At 54.7% G+C, this 19,521-nt stretch carries 13 protein-coding genes; 4 read left to right on the top strand and 9 right to left on the bottom strand.

The genetic code is table 11. The features are described from left to right. Nucleotides 1-92 precede the first annotated feature (92 nt). Nucleotides 93-1,115 (top strand): LacI family DNA-binding transcriptional regulator, encoded by a 1,023-nt coding sequence (locus DW724_RS10020; RefSeq protein ID WP_118564433.1) that lies wholly within the window; start codon nucleotides 93-95, stop codon nucleotides 1,113-1,115. A gap of 140 nt (nucleotides 1,116-1,255) precedes the next feature. Next, nucleotides 1,256-1,942 (top strand): PHP domain-containing protein, encoded by a 687-nt coding sequence (locus DW724_RS10015; protein ID WP_117751218.1) that lies wholly within the window; start codon nucleotides 1,256-1,258, stop codon nucleotides 1,940-1,942. Nucleotides 1,943-2,442: 500 nt separating this feature from the next. Here DW724_RS10015 and DW724_RS10010 read toward each other — a convergent pair whose 3' ends face one another. The 9 genes from DW724_RS10010 to DW724_RS09970 form a co-directional block, all read right to left on the bottom strand. Beyond that, complete coding sequence (locus DW724_RS10010) at nucleotides 2,443-5,580, bottom strand: S-layer homology domain-containing protein (protein WP_118761356.1); 3,138 nt, start codon at nucleotides 5,578-5,580, stop codon at nucleotides 2,443-2,445. Nucleotides 5,581-5,876: 296 nt separating this feature from the next. Further along, nucleotides 5,877-6,848 (bottom strand): transketolase family protein, encoded by a 972-nt coding sequence (locus DW724_RS10005; RefSeq protein ID WP_118761355.1) that lies wholly within the window; start codon nucleotides 6,846-6,848, stop codon nucleotides 5,877-5,879. A 14-nt stretch (nucleotides 6,849-6,862) separates the two neighbouring features. Continuing rightward, on the bottom strand, nucleotides 6,863-7,714 hold the full coding sequence (locus tag DW724_RS10000) for a transketolase (protein ID WP_118761354.1): 852 nt from the start codon (nucleotides 7,712-7,714) through the stop codon (nucleotides 6,863-6,865). 191 nt (nucleotides 7,715-7,905) lie between these two features. Continuing rightward, complete coding sequence (locus DW724_RS09995) at nucleotides 7,906-9,351, bottom strand: 4-hydroxyphenylacetate 3-hydroxylase family protein (RefSeq protein WP_118761397.1); 1,446 nt, start codon at nucleotides 9,349-9,351, stop codon at nucleotides 7,906-7,908. A 288-nt stretch (nucleotides 9,352-9,639) separates the two neighbouring features. Continuing rightward, nucleotides 9,640-10,947, bottom strand: a complete 1,308-nt coding sequence (locus DW724_RS09990) for an acetyl-CoA hydrolase/transferase family protein (RefSeq protein ID WP_118360749.1) — start codon at nucleotides 10,945-10,947, stop codon at nucleotides 9,640-9,642. Between the two features lie 18 nt (nucleotides 10,948-10,965). Then, a complete protein-coding gene (locus tag DW724_RS09985; protein WP_118761353.1) occupies nucleotides 10,966-12,087 on the bottom strand; it encodes a 4-hydroxybutyrate dehydrogenase in 1,122 nt (373 codons plus the stop codon). A gap of 14 nt (nucleotides 12,088-12,101) precedes the next feature. Then, a complete protein-coding gene (locus DW724_RS09980; RefSeq protein ID WP_118761352.1) occupies nucleotides 12,102-12,893 on the bottom strand; it encodes a 5-deoxy-glucuronate isomerase in 792 nt (263 codons plus the stop codon). 93 nt (nucleotides 12,894-12,986) lie between these two features. Further along, the gene (gene iolD, locus DW724_RS09975) at nucleotides 12,987-14,939 is read right to left on the bottom strand and encodes a 3D-(3,5/4)-trihydroxycyclohexane-1,2-dione acylhydrolase (decyclizing) (protein WP_118761351.1); all 1,953 of its coding nucleotides are present in this window, start codon (nucleotides 14,937-14,939) and stop codon (nucleotides 12,987-12,989) included. Nucleotides 14,940-15,801: 862 nt separating this feature from the next. After that, on the bottom strand, nucleotides 15,802-16,677 hold the full coding sequence (locus tag DW724_RS09970) for an AraC family transcriptional regulator (RefSeq protein WP_118729048.1): 876 nt from the start codon (nucleotides 16,675-16,677) through the stop codon (nucleotides 15,802-15,804). A gap of 317 nt (nucleotides 16,678-16,994) precedes the next feature. Here DW724_RS09970 and iolG point away from each other — a divergent pair, with 317 nt between their 5' ends. Both iolG and DW724_RS09960 read left to right on the top strand, forming a co-directional pair. Next, nucleotides 16,995-18,014 (top strand): inositol 2-dehydrogenase, encoded by a 1,020-nt coding sequence (iolG, locus tag DW724_RS09965; RefSeq protein ID WP_118761350.1) that lies wholly within the window; start codon nucleotides 16,995-16,997, stop codon nucleotides 18,012-18,014. A 108-nt stretch (nucleotides 18,015-18,122) separates the two neighbouring features. Next, the gene (locus DW724_RS09960) at nucleotides 18,123-19,508 is read left to right on the top strand and encodes an MFS transporter (RefSeq protein ID WP_118761349.1); all 1,386 of its coding nucleotides are present in this window, start codon (nucleotides 18,123-18,125) and stop codon (nucleotides 19,506-19,508) included. Nucleotides 19,509-19,521: the final 13 nt, after the last annotated feature.

Raw genomic sequence — 19,521 nt, 5'->3', positions numbered from 1 at the left:
TTTTTCCCGCCTTCTGCCGTTATCCTTGTCTTTCCCCGGCAAATACGGTATTATATTCTTATTAAAACTACTATGGGAAGGAAGCGGCATCTATGCGACAGCACATTACCATCAAAGATATCGCCCGCATTGCCGGTGTTTCGACTTCTACCGTCTCCCGCGCACTCAGCAATTCGCCTGAACTGAGCGAGCAAACCCGCCAGCGGATCCTGGAAATCTGCCGACGGGAGGGCTACCGTGTCAATGCACTCGCACGCAGTCTGATCTGCAACAAAACCAACGTCATCGGCCTGATCGTTCCCGAGGTGACCAATCCGTTCTATGCCGAACTCTCTCTCGGCATCGAAACGCACGCACGCAGCCTCGGCTACAACATGATCCTGTGCAATGGGCAGAATGATCCCAAAGTGACCGAAGAGCTGTTCGGTTTCCTGATCAGTCATCAGGTTGACGGCATCATCCTTGCCAGCTCACAGCAGGATGCAGGAACCATGATCCAGAATTTCGCTCCACGACTGCCTACCGTTCTGCTCGGAACGCCGGCACTCGTCAGCGGCGATGAGGTCAACTCGGTCTGCATTGATAATCTGGCAGGCGGCCGTCTGGCAGCAGAGCATCTGCTGGAACTCGGCCACCGTGACATTGTCTATCTGGGCAACCGCCCCAACAGCCTGACGCACCAGCTTCGTCTGCGTGGCTTTACCGAAACACTGGAAAAAGCAGGTATCACCCCGCAGGTCATCGACAATCCGCATGGTTGCTCCTCGATCGACATCGGCTGTGCACTCAGCCGGGAGCTGTTCGCAAACGGCTGTTCTGCCACTGCGATCTTCGCCTCGACCGATTCCATGGCGCTCGGCGTATTGCAGGCAGCAGACGAATACGGCATCTCTGTCCCCGATGATATTTCCCTGCTCGGCTTTGACAACATCATTTATTCCGCACTGCCAAAGATCGAGCTTTCCACCGTCGATCAGCGCAAGCAGCTTCTTGCAGAAGCCACCGTTGATCTGCTCACGCGCATCATTGATTCGGATGAGCAGGACGAGTTCACGCACCGCATGATTCGTCCGACACTGGTTTCGCGCAGCTCATGCCGCGCATCAAAAAAATAAATCCACAGCACTGCGCACCGACCGCCTTTCTCTCTTAACCCTTTTATCACACACAATACACCAACAGGTCAACCGCAGCGCTGCTGATTGAGAATGCCGCAGGATTCTGCGGCATTCTCATACACCAAAAGGAGGAGCTTATGTACCGCATTGAAACCCATCTGCATACCACCTACATCTCCCGCTGCGGCTGGCTTGGCGCAGAGGCCATTATGAAGTATTATACCGCTTGCGGCTATGACGCGATCTGCGTCACCGACCACTACAACCGCGAATGCTTCGACTATGCCGAAATTGATCTGACCACCCCCGGCAGTAAAACGCAGGCCTTCCTGCAGGGCTATCACCGGCTGAAAAAAGTGTCCGAAAAATACAATATCCGCGTGTATGCGGGTGCTGAACTGCGTTTTGACGAATCGGACAACGATTACCTGCTGTACGGCTTTCACGATGCCCTGTTGGCAGATCCGGATCGCGTCATGCGCGAGGGTCTGGCGGCCTTTGCCCCGCAATACCGCGCAGACGGCGCACTGCTCGTGCAGGCACACCCGTTCCGCAAAAAATGCACCCCCGCTCCGGCGGAATATCTGGACGGCGTCGAGGTGCTCAACCTCAACCCCCGCCATGACAGCCATAACGATCTTGCGCTGGCCTATGCCAAGGAGCATCATCTCATCATGACGGCCGGCTCGGACTGCCACCGTCCCGGTGATCAGGGTACGACCGGTATTCTGTCCGACACCCTCCCCGAAGACAGCTTCGGTCTTGCAGATCTGCTGCGTTCGGGCAACTATACCATCATCCGTCCCGAATGCACCGAGGATTGAGACAAAACGATACCATGTAAAAGCTGCTGTTGCCCAACGCAACAGCAGCTTTTTTGTCGTACATCACGCTTTATTCCCGGTTCACCGCAAACGTTTTCCGTTTGTATTTCACCTTTTATTCTTCTTGTTTCATGCAGTTTGCCTTTTCGATTGTTCATTCTGCATAAAAGTATTTTTATTTCATTGTATATTCCGTATACGTTTGCGCTTGTTTTGCACAAAATAATCTGGTAGAATATCATCAGTAAAAAAAACAAGACTGAATTGAGGTAATTGTAATGCGTAAGAATTTTTCCAAGTTTCTGATGAACACCGCTATGTTTGAGCTGTCCTGCGATCCCGGCACCACTAAGCTGTTCACTGCACACCGCACCAGCCGCAAGTAAGCTGCTCCTCAGAAAACACAAACTCCGCAAGCGAAAACGCTTGCGGAGTTTTTTCTGTTCCGGGCAGCGACAGCCGCCGGCTGCGCCCCCGTTTATGGTTTATCTTTCAAAGGATCATGCTGCAATGCGCTGCATGATGGTCGCCATCTCCGCACGGGTGATGGTAGACTTCGGCGCAAATACCTTGCCCGGCTTGCCCTGCACCAGACCGGTCTTTGCACAGTAGGCTACGCCTGCTGCTGCCCAGTCGGCAATCGTGCCGCCATCGGTAAACTGCTTGACGATGCTGCTGTCTGCCGCGGTATCCTCACCGCTCAGCTTGCGCTGACGGGTCAGAAGCGTTGCTGCCTCCTGACGGGTCACACTGCGGTCGGGCGAGAATTTGCCGCCGCCGACACCCTGCATGATACCGGTCTTTTCTGCCCATGCAATCGCGGTGCGAGCCTGATGCGTTACCGGAACATCGCTGAAGCTGTCAGTCAGCTTGGTTTTGGGCTGGCCTGCCAGATTGTACAGTGCCTGTGCGACCTGTGCACGGGTCAGCGCCTTGTTCGCGCCGAACTCGTAAGCCTTATCACCGGAGAGCAGACCGTTTTTGGTGACATACTGCGCCGCATCATGGTACCATGCGCCTGCCGGAATATCGGTAAAGTCCTCTGCATCCTTGCCTTCGCGCAGGGTGTTGCGGATCTCGTAGCTGTCCACTGCCTTGAAGCTGTTCCAGTTGTCCTCATCCTGCTTCTGGTAAGCGGTGCCCTTGATGGAATCCTCGCTGAACTCGATGATGGAGAATACCTGCTTATCCTCTTCATCGGTGTAGAAATCGGTGGAGTAGTCCGAACGAGCCGGAATGTACTCGTAGAACTTGTTGCCTACCGTACCGCCGGTCAGATAGGTCGTGCCGTCGCCGGTATTGACCTTAATGTCGTTCTTCACGGTGGAACGGATATAGATGTGGTCATGGCCGTTGAGGAACAGGTCAACGCCCATTGCGTCGAGCGAATACTCACTGTCGTTGATGTAGTAATCTCGAACGTCCAGCGGATCATGGTTGGAGGTATACGGGCCTGCATGCGTCATAACGATGCGCCATTTCTTGTCGGAAGCATCCAGCACGCTCTTGCACCACTGCAGCTCTTTCTTCATGATCTCTGCCTTCTTGTCGGCCGGCGTAACCTCGCCGTTCAGGATTACGAAGATCGCGTCGCCGTACTCAAAGTAGCCCATTGTGCGGTCAAACTGCGGATAGCCGGTGTTCGCGCCCGACATATTGAAGCGCTGTGCGAACGATACGAAATTCCAGTCGCCCTTCATCTCGTGGTTGCCCGCAACGGTAACGGTCGGATACTTGGCATAGTAATCGCCCATAACGTCAAAGCATGCCTCCCATTCGGTGGACTTATAGCCGTTCTGGGTGGTGTCGCCTGCGGAGATCATCAGATCCGGGTTCGGGCAGATCTTGAGTGCCTGGTCGATGGAGTACTTGAAGCTCATGTAGTTCTCTACGGACTCAGACTGCGGGTCAGAGTAGAAGATAACGCTGAAATTCTTATCCGAAGCGGACTTCGGTGCGGTGAACGACTTTTCCTCGCTCATAAAGCTGCCGCCGTCGCCTACGCGGTATACATACTCGGCAGACGGTTTCAGACCGGTGATTTCCACACGATGTGCGGCTTTTTCCTTATAGCCTGCGGTTACGGATTCTACATAAGAGGTGCCGGACTTGCTCTCCCACTTGGAAGCACCCTTTACCTTGTACTGGATAACGCTCTTGGTGACAGCGGGGTCAGTCAGCCAGCTGAAGCGCAGGCCGCCCTGCTTGGTATCCGGCGTAATGGTGATCTGATCGGGTTCGCCCTTTACCTTGCCGTCATCAATATTCAGCACGATCGGCTCGGACTTGGTGTACGGCTTGGTTACGGTTTCCTTGTCGGTCTTAACCTCGATATAGTAGAACATATCGCCGGTCTTATCGGTCGGCAGAGAAGCGGTGTAGGTGCCATTCGATTCCTTCATGGCAACAGCGGTATCGACCTTGGAAGAATCATAGCCGTAGTACAGGGTCGCGCTCTGTACCTTGTCGCTGGTGACGATGCGGGCAGAGACCTCGGCCTTGCCTTTATGCGGTGCGGTGTTCAGCGCGCGGGAGATGATGCGCGTGCCGCTGACGGTGTAATCCACTGCCGGGAAGATAGAGGCATCATAGCCGCGCAGAACAGGCTGCTTGCCGGAGGCACTCCAGTCCCAAACCTTGCTCATATCCCAGCCGAGTGCTTCATAGGTGGACTTATCCTGCATTTTTGCGGCGGAAACATCCTCCCACTTGATCGGCTGCTCGGTCGGCTCGTTGCCGGACAGCAGCGTGCCCTCCCATGCAATATTGCCGGTGATGTTGGTAGCTGCCTCGTCGTCGAGCTGACCGACGATCTTATCCACGTCCGCAACGCCGTTGATAACGGTCTGTGCAGAAACGCTGTCCTTGAGCGTTTCACCGGCGTTGAACGAGCCTGCAATACCGCCCGCATGACCTACCGTGCCGCTCTTTGCGATGGTATCGACCGTACCGGCTGCAAAGCAGCGTGCCAGATAGCCGCCGCCGTCCTGAATGCCGGCAACGCCGCCCGCATCATACGGAGCGGAAACGTCTGCGTTGACGTAGCAGTCCTCAACATGACCGACGATCGGGCCTTCGCCCTCCTTCAGCTTGCCGCAGATACCGCCTGCGGTGTGCGAGTTGGACAGATCCAGACACTTTACCTCACCGGTGACAACACAGCCGGTAATCGTACCGTAGTTTACGCCTGCCAGAGCGCCGACATTCTGCTGACCAGTTACATAGCAGTCGAGCAGGGCAACATCCTTGATATATGCCTGATCGTCCTGATTGCCGACATAGCCGAACAGGCCGGCATATTTCTTTTCATATTCTACGCGCAGTCCCTTGATCGCATGGAACTGACCGTCAAATGTGCCGGTAAAGCCCTGATCCTTTTTGGAAGCAATCGGCTTAAATCCTTTGACGCCGGTCATATCAATATCGGCAGTCAAAACATAATGTCCATCGCGGGGAGCGCCGTCCCTCCAGCTGCCGGACAGATAGAGCAGCTGGTCCGGGGTAGAGATTTCATAGCAGCCTGTTGCCTTATTATATACCGGCGGCTTTCCCTTGTCGCTGGCAGCAAAGGCTCCCGTCGGGAGCATCGTCAAAGCCATTGCAGCAGACAGTGCCAAACTGAGTATGCGTTTTTTCATGTATCTCGGACCCTCTTTCTTAAAATTTTGTTTCTTTCTCGATTCTGCAGCGAAATCTCATTCCTCCTCCCCGTGCAACAGATTCGTGTGGTTATGCATTCCGTTTTCTTTCTCGCAAACGTTTGCGTAACTTGTACTTATAATTCTATCCCTGTTCCGTCAGAAAAGCAATCTCACTTCTCACCAATCTTTTCAAGCAAAAATTATGCATTTCTTCCTCAACGCGTGTCCGCTGCTGCGCGCAGAAAAGCTCCCGCCGGAACCGATCAACCGTTCCAACGGGAGCTTTTCTGTAATTATCCCTGCTTGCGGGCAATGGCACGCAGAGCTGCCGCCGCAATATCCTCTGCAGTGAGGTTATACTGCTGCATAAGGAAATCCTGCGGGCCTACCTGACCGAAGCGGTTCTGGATGCCGATACGCTCCACCGGAACCGGATTCTTTGCGCTCGTCAGGTTGGTGATGGCAGAGCCGAGGCCGGTGCCGACCTGATGGTTCTCTGCGGTGACGATGCAGCCGGTCTCTGCAGCCGCACGGAGCACCAGCTCCTCGTCAAGCGGCTTCCAGGTGTGCATGTCGATCACGCGGGCGGAAATGCCCTGTGCTGCCAGCTGCTCCTCTGCCTTGAGTGCCTCGTCTACCAGAATGCCGGAGGCAATAATGGTTACGTCCTTGCCGTCGCGCAGCGTAACACCCTTGCCGATCTCAAAATCCGAGCCATCCGCGTAAACCGTGGTGAAGCCCTTGCGGATCAGGCGCATGTAGGACGGACTGCCGCAGGCAGCCAGCTTCCTGGTCAGTGCCTTGGTCTGTGCAAAGTCGCACGAGTCGATAACGACCGCGTTCGGAATGTTCATGTACAGCGCACAGTCCTCAAACGGCATGTGGGTTGCGCCGTTGAACGCTGCGCAGACACCCGGGTCGGAACCGATCACATGCACCGGCAGCTCAGAGTAGCCTGCTGCCAGAAATGCCTGATCGAACATGCGGCGGGCAGCAAAGCAGCCGAACGAGTGCGCGAATACGGTCAGGCCGGTGGCGGCCATGCCGGAGGCAACGCCCATGGCGTTCTGCTCCGCGATGCCTGCGTTAAAGGTCTGGGCCGGGAACGCCTTCAGCAGCTTTCCGGTGTTGATGCAGCCCATCAGGTCGCAGTCAACGTGCATCAGCTTGGGATTTTCCGCCATCATTTCGAGCATGGCTTCTACATAGCCGTCGCGATTGGCGCGGCTGTCCTTTTCATGCTTGCCGATCAAAGTAAAACTCATTGTGTTCCCCTCCCTTACTTTTCGTTTTTCACTGCAGCCAGAGCGGCTTCGGATGCGGCGATCGCTTCATCCCACTGCTCCTTGGTCGGCTGCGAAGAATGTGCGCCGGACGGCTCGGCAAAGGTTGCGCCCTTGCCCTTTACGGTGTTCAAAATCAGGCAGGTCGGCTTGCCATTGCACGCCTTTGCCTGCTCGAGTGCGTTATAGATCTGCTCAACATCGTTGCCGTCGGCTACGTCAATAACATTCCAGCCGAATGCGTCAAACTTGGCGCCGATGCCCTTGCCGTGGCTCATAACGTCGGCAACCGCGCCGTCCAGCTGACGGCCGTTGTTGTCCACGAGACAAACGAGGTTATCCAGCTTGTAGTGCGCGGCAAACTGTGCGCCTTCCCAGATCTGACCCTCGTCACACTCGCCGTCGCCTACGGCAACGTAAACACGGCTCGGACGATTCTGCGCACGATTGCCGAGCGCCGCGCCGATGGCTTCGCTCATGCCCTGACCGAGCGAACCGGTCGTCAGGTCAACGCCGATGGTCTTGCTGCGGTCGGTATGCGACGGGAAATTCGTGTTCGGCTGGTTGAGCGTGTACGCGCTCTCCATCGGGTAATATCCCTTGAGACCGAGCGTCGCATACATGACCGGGCCGCCGTGTCCCTTGGACAGAACGAACCAGTCGCGGTCCTCCCAGCGGGGATTCTTCGGGTCGATATGCATAACCTCGCCATACAGCACCGCCATAGCATCCGCCATCGACATCGAGCCGCCCACATGGCCGAAGCCGCGCGACGCGATCACCTTGAGCGTTTCCAGACGGATTTCCGCCGCAAACACACGCAGCTCGTGCAGTTTTTGCTTATCCATTGCTTTCCTCCTTGAAATTACGGTTTGCAGAACAAAACCCGCCCTTCCGCAATAAAAAGGACGGGTCTTGTTAGTTTTTATCGGTGATATTGCCGCTTTCGTATCGGTCTGCCGGTTAGACATACTCCATTTTGACATGGAACCGTCAGACCTTCCTTATGCAGCAGTTCTCACAGAATTTACTTTATGTTTTAGCCAATGCGCGCGATCTTCTTCGCCAGTTCCTTCTTCATTTCCATGTTGGACTGACGGGCGATCATAATGCGCTGTGCCTGCGGCGAGCCTGCGCCGTGCATGGACTCGGGCAGGTAGCCGACAGCAGCGGTGCCCATGGTCATGTTCTCGATCAGGCGCAGCAGACGCATGCGGTCCTCGGTCGGAACGGAAGCCACACCCTTGAGGTACTTCTCGATGTAATCGTGGGTTGCCGGGTTGCGGCAATCTGCCTCGGACGGCTGAGTAACCATGATGCCGCCGGCCAGATCCTGTGCCAGACGAGCGATCTCATACGGGAAGCGGGTGACATTCTGCTTGCAGACGTTTGCCAGCAGCAGGTCGATCAGGTAGTTGCCGGACTTGGTCTTGGTGCCCTGAGACGAGCATGCAATGCCGCAGCAGTACAGGGTTTCGTTCAGGTGGGTCATCTCGATCAGCTTATCCTTAACATGAGAAGCCTTTGCAGAGCCAGCCATCTCACCTGCCAGTGCGGTAGCGCCGATGAGCACATCGCCTACACCAACCTTGCAGCCGCCATAGGACTGACGGTGATAGCCTGCAAAGCGCTCTACCATCATGCCGGCGAACTGGGTCTCGCCGTTGAGGAAGATCATGTCGTTCGGAATGAACACGCGGTCGAAAATAACCAGAACTTCGTGACCGCCGTAAACCTTGTTGCCGACGTCGATGTCGTTAAATTCCTCGGTCTTGCGCGTGTCGCAGGACTGGCGGCCCAGAATCAGGGTGATGCCTTCCGCATCGGTCGGACACGCGAAGGAAATCGCGTAATCTTCGTCGCCTTCACGCATGGAAATGGTCGGCATAACCAGAACGTAATGGCTGTTCAGGTAGCCGGTCTGGTGTGCCTTCGCGCCGGTAACGTAAACACCGTCTGCCGTACGCTCTACAACGTGCAGGAACAGGTCGGGATCCGCCTGCTTGGACGGGGACAGTCCGCGGTCGCCCTTGACGTCGGTCATGGCGCCGTCAACACCCCAGTCATTGTTCTGCACATCGGTCCAGAACTTGACGAAATTCTGGTGATACTTGGTGCTGCAAGCCTCGTCCGTCTCGAACGTAGTCGAGTAAACCGCGTTTGCCGCGTCCATGCCGACACAGCGCTGGAAGCAGGCTGCGGTCTTCTGACCGAGCAGACGCTGCATTTTTACCTTTTTGATCAGGTCATCGGTGGACTGGTGCAGATGGGTAAAGCGATTTACCTTCTTGCCGGTCAGGTTGGAGGTCGCGGTCATCAAATCTTCATACTGCGGGTCCTCTGCAAGCTCATAGGTCGCGGCAAAGGAGTTGAGCGACGGACGAACGATCGGGTTGTCCACGACGTTCTCGACCTTCTTGCCGAAGCTGTACAGGTTGAGGTTCAGCTTGCGCAGGGACTCGATATACTGGTCTTTTGTCATCATGATATCATCTTCCTTGTCCTTTTTCTTCAATAGGAAAAAGCGCCGATTCACCGATTTTTATAACATATTTGAGGAGACATGAAGGGAATAGTCTTTGTAATGGGAAAGTTCGGTTTCTCGGCGCATATCCACAGAATTTATACGCCCATGAGCAGATGTGTGAGGTAAACACAGCAGCCGGAGAGCGCGATCAGCAGCAGCAAAATCACATGAATATAGATGATTTGAAAACGCGAGAATGTCTTTTTCATCGTTATGACCTCCTGCTGTATGTTGAATTATAATTGGTTACACCTTGAGTTTTTCACCGAAGCGCTTCTCGAATTCCTCGGCAAGTTCTTCTCGGAATTTTGGATGCGCAATGGCAATCAGACGCTTTGCGCGCTCGCGGAGCGTTTGACCGCGAAGCTGCGCCACGCCGTACTCGGTGACAATGTAATTGACATCGCAGCGGCTGGTGGTAACCGGACCGCCGGTGGTAATGGTTGTAACAATCTTAGACGCAGACTCGTCCTTGGTGGTCGAGTGCAGCGCGATGATGGAGCGACCGCCCTTGGACAAGTTTGCGCCGCGCACAAAGTCCATCTGGCCGCCAATACCGGAAATCTGGCGCAGACCGATTGCCTCGGCGCAAACCTGACCCTGCAGATCAACCTCAACGCACGAGTTAATGGAAACCACGTTGTCGTTCTCCGCGATAACCGCCGGATTGTTGCAAACATCCACCGGAAGCATGTTGATAATTGGGTTGTTATCCACAAAATCATACAGCTTGCGCGTGCCCATCAGGAAGGTTACGCTCACCTTGCCGACGTCGCGCTGCTTGCGCTTGCCGTTGATGTTTCCATTTTCAAGCAGCGGCAGCACGCCGTCCGAAATCATCTCGGTATGCAGACCAAGGTCGTGCTTGTCGCCGAGGAACGAGCAGACCGCATCCGGCACCGCACCGATGCCCAGCTGCAGGCAGTCACCATCACGCACGAGTTCAGCGATATATTTGCCGATTGCACGGTCTTCCTCACCGATTTTCGGCGGCGCGGACTCCGGCAGCGGCTCCCACGAGCACAGGAAGCCGTCAATCTCGGATACATGAACGAAGCTCTCGCCATAGGTGCGCGGCATGTTCGGGTTGACCTCGGCAATGACCGTTTTCGCGGATTTGACCGCCTGTGCGCCGTAGTCGCAGGACAGACCGAGCGACACATAGCCGCGCTCGTCCGGAGGCGAGCAGGTAAACGCAAAAACATCAACCGGCAGCGTGTTGTCGCGGAACATGCGCGGCACGTCCGAGAAAAACGCAGGGGTGTAGTCCGCACGGTTTTCCGCGATCGGCTTGCGGGCCGGACCGCCGACAAACAACGCGTTGTGGCGGAAATGACTTTCCATGCCCGGCTGCAGATACTCGCCCGAGCCAAGGTATACCATGTGTGCAACTTCCACGTTATGGAACTGCTCTGCCATTCGCGCCATCGTGCGCTGGAATACAATGGGTTCGCCAACCGCGTGACCGAACACAACGCGATCGCCGTCATGGATCACACCAACCGCCTGCTCAGGCGTCATCGTGTGCTCTTTATAGTATGCTCTCCAATCCATTTCTCGTCCCTCCCGCGCTCAAAATGCCTTGCGGTAGATGTCGAGCAGATCGTCTTCTGACAGCTCCACATAGTTGTTGCCGAGCAGGCGCTGCTGGGTTTCGATGACATTCTTTGCAAAGACCGGCAGTTCATCAGCGGTTACCCCGTGTTCGTGCAGGGGATCCTTTTTCAGTACCTCGTCCATCAATTCGTACAGATTTTCGAGTGCAAATACCGGTTCAACATCCAGTTCTGCGCTCAGAAGTTCTTCCAGCTGATTCAACTTGCCGATGGGCTTCTTTTCCTGATACTTGCGCATTACGTCTGCGAACATCAGCTGATTTGCCTGACCGTGCGGAATGTGGTGCACGCCGCCGAGCGGATATGCCATCGCGTGAACAGCCGCACAGCCCGCGTGACCAAACGCGATGCCTGCATAGTTGGAGGCGCGCAGGAACTCAAGTGCATGCTTCTTCCACGCATCCTTGCCGCCGCTTGCTACCGCGTCCTTCCAGCAGGACAGGATCAGGTGCAGCGCCTTTTCGGAGAACAGCTCGCTCAGTGCGCAGGCGTTCGGAGAAAGGTAGCTTTCGACCGCGTGGACCATGGCGTCAATGGAAGAAGTTGCAAAAACCGGATACGGCAGGCTGAGCAGCATGCCCGGAACGAGCGCCGCTTCGTCCGCAAACATCGCCGGAGACACCAAACCAACCTTGACGCCCTTAGTTGTACGGTTGATGATGGAAATGTTGGTAACCTCAGAGCCGGTGCCACAGGTAGTCGGCACGATGATCAGCTCATGCTCCTTCTCGAGGTTTGCCATGCGGTCGTACAGATCGTCCACACGGTCGGTGGACTTGGCAACGGTCAGCACCTTTGCGATGTCGATTACTGTACCGCCGCCGACCGCGATAATGCGGTCAAACTCCTTGCCGCGCAGGTCGTCGAGGATGGCGTCAACCATGACGTCGGTCGGCTCACCGCCGCCGAACTTTTCCTGAAAACAGGTGTGGCAGCCGAGATTCAGCGCCGCGATTGTCGGATTGTAAATATATTCATTTGTCAGAATCAGGTCTTTCGCGCCGAGGCTTAATTCCTTCGCCAGCGTGCGAAAATCGACGTATTCCGCAATAGAAGGTACGATTTTGAAGGCTTTCATGATATTTCACCGCCTTAAATATCCGGGAAATACTTCGCGTCGGCCTTAGTTACCCACTCATACTCGGGCACAACGGTCGTCACGATGTTCTTGTCGTCCTGCAGGCGGATGCACCACAGGTAATACTCCGCGTAGCCGGGAGCCGCGGCCTGAGAATGGGTCACGTTTTCCGGCATGCCGGTCAGGTCGTTGTTCTTTACCTTAAAGGCATCGTCGCCATATTCTGCCAGACCGTAGCCGTTTTCCGGCAGGAACTTGTAGTAGTACAGCTCCGGCTCAACGTGCTGATGCGGCGGATAAGAGGACCACTTGCCGGGGAAATGCACCACTTCACCGATAAAGAAGTTGGTTTCCGGGCAGTTGGAGCGGTCAAAGAAGGTGCGTACCAGACGGGTCGAGCACTCGTTCATCTGACCGGCGCCGCGCTCCTCATTTGCGCACAGGCAGTCCTCGGGGCGCAGCAGACGAGCTGCGAAATCACGCTTGTTTTCCGTGCGGGAAACGGCGATTTCCACATCGCTTTCGGCAGAAATTGTCACCTTGGTGTTCTGCGGAACGTGCAGCAGGATCGCACCCTCGTGGAACACATCACGGCGGGTAACGGTCTCGGACTTGCCGTTCCACTCGAAGGTCACGCTGCCGCTCATCAGGTCGTAAACGACCTCCTGCGCGTAGTCGAAGTGCATCACGTCGCCCGCTGCCATCTTGACAACACCGAACTCCATGCCCATCATTTCCGGGTTCTCGACTGCGGAGACCATGCCGTTGTAGCCCTTATCGAAGGGGGCCTTGTGCGTATATTTCATAATTCTTGCTCCTCTTTTCTTTGCTCGATACCTTATTATATAAGCGAAGCCGCCCGTCCGAAAACGGGCGGCTCATATTGAATCTGCGTTTAATTAGTACATGCGTGCTTCTGCCAGATGATCGTCGATGCGCTTGCGTGCAGCCTTTACCTCGTCAGACTTGGAGGTAGATGCCACACCGATGTGCCACCAGGACTCGTAGCCCTCAGCCATGGTCTTGGGCAGAACCTTTGCGTCGATGATGCAGGAAACACTTTCCTTCTTAGCATCCTGAACGGCCTTGCGGAATTCGTCCGGGGTCTTGGCGTAGAATGCCTTCATGCCGAAGCCTTCGCCGATCTTGCCGAAGTCGGTGTAGCAGTAATCGCCGTCCAGCTTGCCGGTGGTCTCGTTGCGGTGACGCATTTCGGTCGCCAGAGAGCCAACGCCGTTGCCCATCTGCAGATTGTTGATGCAGCCGAACGCGCAGTTGTCGAATACAACAACGGTGATCTTTGCGTTCTCCTGCATTGCGGTCGGGATCTCGGAGTTGAGCATCATGAACGAGCCATCACCAACGAGTGCGTAAACTTCCTTGTCCGGCTCAGCCAGCTTGGCGCCGAATGCACCTGCAATCTCGTAGCCCATGCAGGATGCGCCGTATTCCATATTGTAGGAGTTCGGTGCGTCGGTGACCCACAGACGCTCGAGGTCTGCCGGCAGCGAGCCTGCTGCTGCAACCACGATTGCGTCGTCGTCTGCCTCCTCGCGGAGAATGCCGACCGCGTTGGACTCAGTGATGGTGCCGCCGATCTGGGAAACGAAATCGTTCATGATCTTCTCGGTCCAGCTCGGTACACAGGGCACAAACTTGCCCTCGCCGAAGCCTTCGCCCTTGTACTGAACGCCCAGAACATGCAGACGCTCCTCTTCCCAAACCTTGCGGATATCCTGAATTTCGGTGGTGTAGCCGGACTTGTATCCATCTGCCTTGAGCTTTTCCATGATCGCTTCGAGAGTAACCTTTGCGTCGCCGATGCAGCGGGTTGCGTCCAGCTTTTCCGCATGGAACTCGGAGGTGTTGATAGCGAGAACCTTAATATCCGGGTTGCGGAACAGCACCCACTTGGAGCCGGTTACGAAGTCGTTGAAGCGAGTGCCGACACCGATAACGAGGTCGCAGTCCTTGCACAGTGCGTTCGCCGCCAGACCGCCGGTAACGCCGATGCCGCCGACCGCCAGTTCAAACGAATCCGGCAGGCAGGAGTGGCCGGCCTGGGTCTGAGAAACCGGAATGTTGAACGCCTTGCAGAAGTCCATTGCGGTCTGACCGGCCTCGGAATAACGAACGCCGCCGCCTGCAATGAACATCGGCTTCTTGGAAGCCTTGATCATCTCAACTGCCTTCTCGATATCGTAGTCATCCGCTACGCGGCGTGCAACGTGATGTACGCGCTTCTGGAAGAAGTAATCCGGGAAGTCGAAGCTCTCACCCTGTACATCCTGCGGGAGCGAGATAACAGCGGTGCCGCAGTTTGCGGTGTCGGTCAGGACGCGCATTGCGTTGACCATTGCGCTCATCAGCTGCTCCGGACGCGAAATGCGGTCCCAGTACTTGGCAACCGGCTTGAAGCAGTCCGAAGCGGACATGGACAGGTCGTTCGGAACCTCGAGCTGCTGGAGAACCGGATCCGGCTGACGGGTTGCAAAGTAATCGGACGGGAACAGCAGCAGCGGGATATTATTGATGGTAGCGGTCAGTGCTGCGGTTACCATGTTTGCTGCGCCAACGCCGATGGACGAGGTGCAGGCGATGATCTTGCGGCGGTTGTGCTGCTTTGCGTAGCTGATGGCGGCGTGTGCCATGCCCTGCTCGTTGCGGCCCTGGTAAACTCTCAGGTGGCCCGGATCCTCCTCCAGTGCCTGACCGAGACCGACTACCATACCGTGACCGAAGATCGTGAACATGCCGTCTACGAAGGGTTCCTCTTTGCCGTCCATCTCGATGTACTGCTGATTCAGGAACTTTACGATTGCCTGACCGACTGTCATTCTGGTTTTGCTCATTGTGTTTTCCTCCTCAAATGCTTTACTCTTTTTCCCTGCCGAGGCTCTTTCTTTTCGCTCCCGGCGGTGTTCTCTTTTGATGATTTAAGTTTAGCATTTGAGCGTTTGCTTTTCTTCTAACATCTTGAGAAATCGCCTTTTTTCTTATATTTTTACGTTACATACGAACATTTTCACATTTTATTATAGAATCCAGAACTTTTCTCTCCCCTACCGCATTGTTTTCCGTGTCTGTCGCTCCCGCCTGCGGCCTGCGTTTTGCACCTGTTTTTTTAATATCTCGCTATCATGCAGAAAACGCGGCATACTGTCATTACAGAATTTCGCATTTTCCGTCCTAAACAACAAGTAAAAAAGCATATATCTCAATATTTTATAAAAATACGCAATCTTTCTCCCGCCTTTATTTTTCACTCACAGGCTGCATTTTCACCACTTTTTATAGGTAGTTGCTGCCGTTTTCCGCGTATGCTGACCGTTTGTGCCGGTCAAATTATAGATTCTTGCGCAACTCTATGAAATACAAGAAGTTAGAAGAAAAACCGCGTCCAAGGGACTACAATAGAATCATCAAAGGAAAGCCGAACGCAAACGGCGAAAGAACGGATAACGGAGGAATAAATATGTTATTCACCATTTTTCTGTAGTAGTTATCCTTGCAAACATGGTCTTTACGCAGACCGTGCTGTATAAATAAGATAATTATGCTCCGGCAAACGATCATCACACACACTCTCTAATTTCACACACATCCCCATTTCACCGGCGCAGCCGCTCTCTCTCGGCTGCGCCATTCTTCTATTTGTAAGTAGATAGAAAAACACCGTGCCAAGCGTTACTGCTCTGCACGGTGTTTTCCGTTTTACGATTCCTCTTCTTCACTTTTTCCTTTTTCGCTGTGCGTGATGCTCTGCTTGAACGACTGCCGGAACTTACCGGGCGGTGTGCCGGTGTACTTCTTAAACATGGTGTTGAAGTGACAGATACTGCTGAAGCCGAGTGTGTCCGCAATCTCGGCGATCGGGATGCCGGTATTCATCAGAAATCCCTGCGCCTCACCAATCCGGCGCTTCATCACATACTGCATAGGCGGCACGCCGAACTCCTGCTTAAACACATGCGCCAGATAATACTCGCTCACGCGCAGTCGCTCCGCCACCATACGCAGCGTGATCGGCTCACAGTGGTGTGCATCCAGATAGCGCCGCACGCGGTGCGCCAGCACAGACGGCATTTCACGCTGCTGCTCCTGCTGGTGGATACGACTGCGGAGCAGGGAATCGGTCAGATTCAGCATTGCCTCTGCCAGACTGCAGCACACGGCATGCAGGTTTCCCGCATCGGCGCTGAGCAGATACAGCAGGTGCATGGTCTCGCCTACCTGCCTGGCAAGCTGTCCGCACGATACGACCGGACACTCCCCTTCTGCGATCAGACAGTTGGGCGGCAGACCTTCTACATTGACATCGGTAATTGCGACGCTGTACGACCGGATCTGCCGCACCTGATCGGGTTCCTCGCCGTGCAGCACACCCTGATTGCAGATAACAATGTCGCCCTCTCCAATCGGATAATACCGGTTATCCACCATGTACTGTCCTTGTCCGCTGCACACATAGAACAGCTCCAGACGGTTGTCGTGCATATGCGGAAGTATAGACTGCTGGTTGTTGTAATTGCGATCGATCGAAATGCAGTTGAAGAATGTTCCGCTCAGTTTACAAGGCTTGTTTCCCATGTATGCTCCCTCCCAAGAATCACAAGATTACGAAATCCTTCCCTCGATTTTCTTTCTTTCCCTCGGAAAATCCTGCTGTTTTTTCCACAAGAACACGATAACGCTCTCACGGACTTTGTTTGTATAATAATCACAAGAAAAGCGCAAATAATTCAAAAACAGCAGTTTATATCGTTGTTATATTCGATATTTTAACATTGTTTTTCTCTGTGCGCAATTATTATATCATAGAAGCACAGAAAAAAACTTCTAACATACTGCTTTTTGAGCAAACGCGTCAATTCAGGTTTCAGAGTAAAAAAGGAGTGCAAGAAAAAATGGCAAACAAGGTAAGAATCGGTCTGCTGGGTGCAGGCAGAATCGGCAAGCTGCACGGCGAAAATCTGGCACATGCAGTGCCGAACGCAGACCTCTACGCAGTGGCTGATCCGTTCATGAACGATGCGACCCGTGCATGGGCAGCGGACATGGGTATCGAGAAGTGCTACGATGATCCCGAGATGATCTTTGGCGATCCGACCATCGAGGCCGTGTTCATCTGCTCCTCCACCGCAACGCATGCAGACTTCATCATGCGCGCTGCGCAGACCGGCAAGCACATCTTCTGCGAGAAGCCGATCGACACCAAGCTGGCAAAGATCGAGGAAGCACTCGCTGCGGTGAAGAAGGCAGGCGTTAAGCTGCAGGTCGGCTTCGTGCGCCGCTTTGACCACAACCACAAGGCCGTCCGCGATACGGTCGCTTCCGGCAAGCTGGGCAAGCCCAATCTCATCAAGGTCACCTCCCGTGATCCCGATCACCAGCCGATGAGCTATATCAAGGTTTCCGGCGGCATCTTCATGGATATGACCATTCACGATTTCGACATGGTCCGCTATCTGGCAGGCAGCGAGGTTACCGAGGTTACCGCTTACGGTGCAGCGCTCTCCGGTGCAGGCTACGAGGAGTACGGCGATGTGGACACCGCCATTGTAATGATGAAGTTCGAGAACGGCGCACTCGGCGTGATCGACAACTCCCGTGCCGCTCACTACGGCTACGACCAGCGCACCGAGGTTCACTGCGACCAGGGCTGCGTGCAGGTTGCAAACGATCTGAACAACACCGCCATGATCTCCTCCGCCGCAGGCGTCGAGGTTGCAAAGCCGACCTGGTTCTTCCTCGAGCGCTACAACAACGCATTCATCGCAGAGGCAAAGGCGTTCACCGATGCCGTTCTGAACGACACCGACACGCTGGTTACCGGCTTTGACGGTCTGCAGCCGGTCAAGATCGCAATGGCAGCAAACCTGTCCATGAAGGAAGGCCGTCCGGTCAAGCTGGGCGAAATCGAGTAATTTATTCCCGCATATCACAGGAAAAGAGAAGAAAAAGAGTTATTCGGCAAGCCGCCGCACTCGGCGGCGGCTTCCGTTTTTTGAGAAAAGAAAGAGGGGTTGCTCCTTATGAGTGAAAAGAACAACACTGCCTCCCTTGGCTGGGGAACCCGTATCTCCTATGGTTTAGGCGATACCGCCTGCAACATTGTGTTCGGTATGATCACCGCGCTGCTCACCCTGTTCTATACGGATTACTGCGGTATTCCGGTCGTTACCGTCGGTCTGGTCATGCTGATCTCGCGTATTTTTGATGGCTCGTCCGACGTTATCATGGGCATCATCGTAAGCAAGACCAAATCCAAATGGGGCAAGGCCCGTCCGTGGATCTTGTGGATGAGCGTACCGTATGTTCTGTGCGCGGTTGCGATGTTCTGTGTGCCGCACAGCAGCAGCACGACCGTTCAATTCTGGTACATTTTTGTTACTTATAACCTGTGCACCACCGTATGCTACACCGCAATCAACGTGCCCTACGGCACCCTGTCCACCATGATGACCCGCTCCTCGCACGAGCGCGACCTGCTGTCCGTTGTGCGTATGTCACTGTCTCCGATTGGCAAGATCATTGCCGTAACCTTCACCATGCCGGTCATCAAGCTGTTCGGCAACGATCAGGCCGCCTGGATCAAGACCATGAGCATCTGGTGCGCCATCGCACTTGCTCTGCTTGTCATCTGCTTTGTTCGCTGCAAGGAAACCGTCAATTTCGAGGCCGCGCAGCAGGAGCAGCCCAAGGTTCCCGCTTCCCGTGCGCTGAAAGCCCTGCTGGGCAACCCGTATTTCTGGGCAACGCTCGTTCTGTGGACCGTCACCTGCGTACATACCACCATCATCGGCACCGATCTGCCGTATTACTGCAAATATGTTCTCGGCAACGATGAATGGTATTACAGCGTCATTTACACCTCTGAGATCGTCGCACTGATCGTTGGCGCGCTGCTGTGTCCAATGCTGCTGCAGAAATTCAACAAGCGCAACCTGTCGCTCGCCGGCTGTATCGTAGTTGTTATCGCCCATGCACTCATTATGGTAAACCCGATGAGCTTCCGGTGGATTCTGGTAATGACCATCATCCGCTCGCTCGGTCAGGCTCCGCTGACCTCTCTGGTATTCGGCATGATGGGCGATGTTGTAGAGTACGGTCAGTGGAAGAGCCATCTGCGTCAGGAAAGCCTGATCTTCGGCGGCGGTTCGCTCGGCTTTAAGATCGGCACCGGTATCACCAGTGCGGTTATGACTGCCATGCTCGAGGGCGCAGGCTTCCTCAGCTCGGTTACCGGCGGTGCTATGCAGCCGACTTCCGCCCAGCAAATGATTTCCTCTATCTTTAAGTTCGGTCCGATTCTGGTCTGGATCGTTGCCATCATCGTCCTGCTGTTCTACAAGCTGGATAAGATTTACCCCACTATTATGAAGGAACTCACCGAGCGTGAAGCACGCGGTGAAATGTAAAGGAGACTGTCTT

The organism is Butyricicoccus sp. AM27-36, assembly GCF_003480945.1.
In the GTDB taxonomy this organism is placed as follows: Bacteria; Bacillota; Clostridia; order Oscillospirales; family Butyricicoccaceae; genus Agathobaculum; species Agathobaculum butyriciproducens.
The sequence above is the reverse complement of the archived record's forward strand: the minus strand, read 5'-3'. Positions and strand labels throughout refer to the sequence as shown.

Coding starts and splice junctions, on each gene's coding strand:
- DW724_RS09980 (WP_118761352.1), bottom strand. CDS start 12,893: ATGAAATATACGCACAAGGCCCCCTTCGATAAGGGCTACAACGGCATG.
- iolD (WP_118761351.1), bottom strand. CDS start 14,939: ATGAGCAAAACCAGAATGACAGTCGGTCAGGCAATCGTAAAGTTCCTG.
- DW724_RS09990 (WP_118360749.1), bottom strand. CDS start 10,947: ATGGATTGGAGAGCATACTATAAAGAGCACACGATGACGCCTGAGCAG.
- DW724_RS09960 (WP_118761349.1), top strand. CDS start 18,123: ATGAGTGAAAAGAACAACACTGCCTCCCTTGGCTGGGGAACCCGTATC.
- DW724_RS10010 (WP_118761356.1), bottom strand. CDS start 5,580: ATGAAAAAACGCATACTCAGTTTGGCACTGTCTGCTGCAATGGCTTTG.
- DW724_RS09995 (WP_118761397.1), bottom strand. CDS start 9,351: ATGATGACAAAAGACCAGTATATCGAGTCCCTGCGCAAGCTGAACCTC.
- DW724_RS10015 (WP_117751218.1), top strand. CDS start 1,256: ATGTACCGCATTGAAACCCATCTGCATACCACCTACATCTCCCGCTGC.
- DW724_RS09970 (WP_118729048.1), bottom strand. CDS start 16,677: ATGGGAAACAAGCCTTGTAAACTGAGCGGAACATTCTTCAACTGCATT.
- DW724_RS10000 (WP_118761354.1), bottom strand. CDS start 7,714: ATGGATAAGCAAAAACTGCACGAGCTGCGTGTGTTTGCGGCGGAAATC.
- iolG (WP_118761350.1), top strand. CDS start 16,995: ATGGCAAACAAGGTAAGAATCGGTCTGCTGGGTGCAGGCAGAATCGGC.
- DW724_RS10020 (WP_118564433.1), top strand. CDS start 93: ATGCGACAGCACATTACCATCAAAGATATCGCCCGCATTGCCGGTGTT.
- DW724_RS10005 (WP_118761355.1), bottom strand. CDS start 6,848: ATGAGTTTTACTTTGATCGGCAAGCATGAAAAGGACAGCCGCGCCAAT.
- DW724_RS09985 (WP_118761353.1), bottom strand. CDS start 12,087: ATGAAAGCCTTCAAAATCGTACCTTCTATTGCGGAATACGTCGATTTT.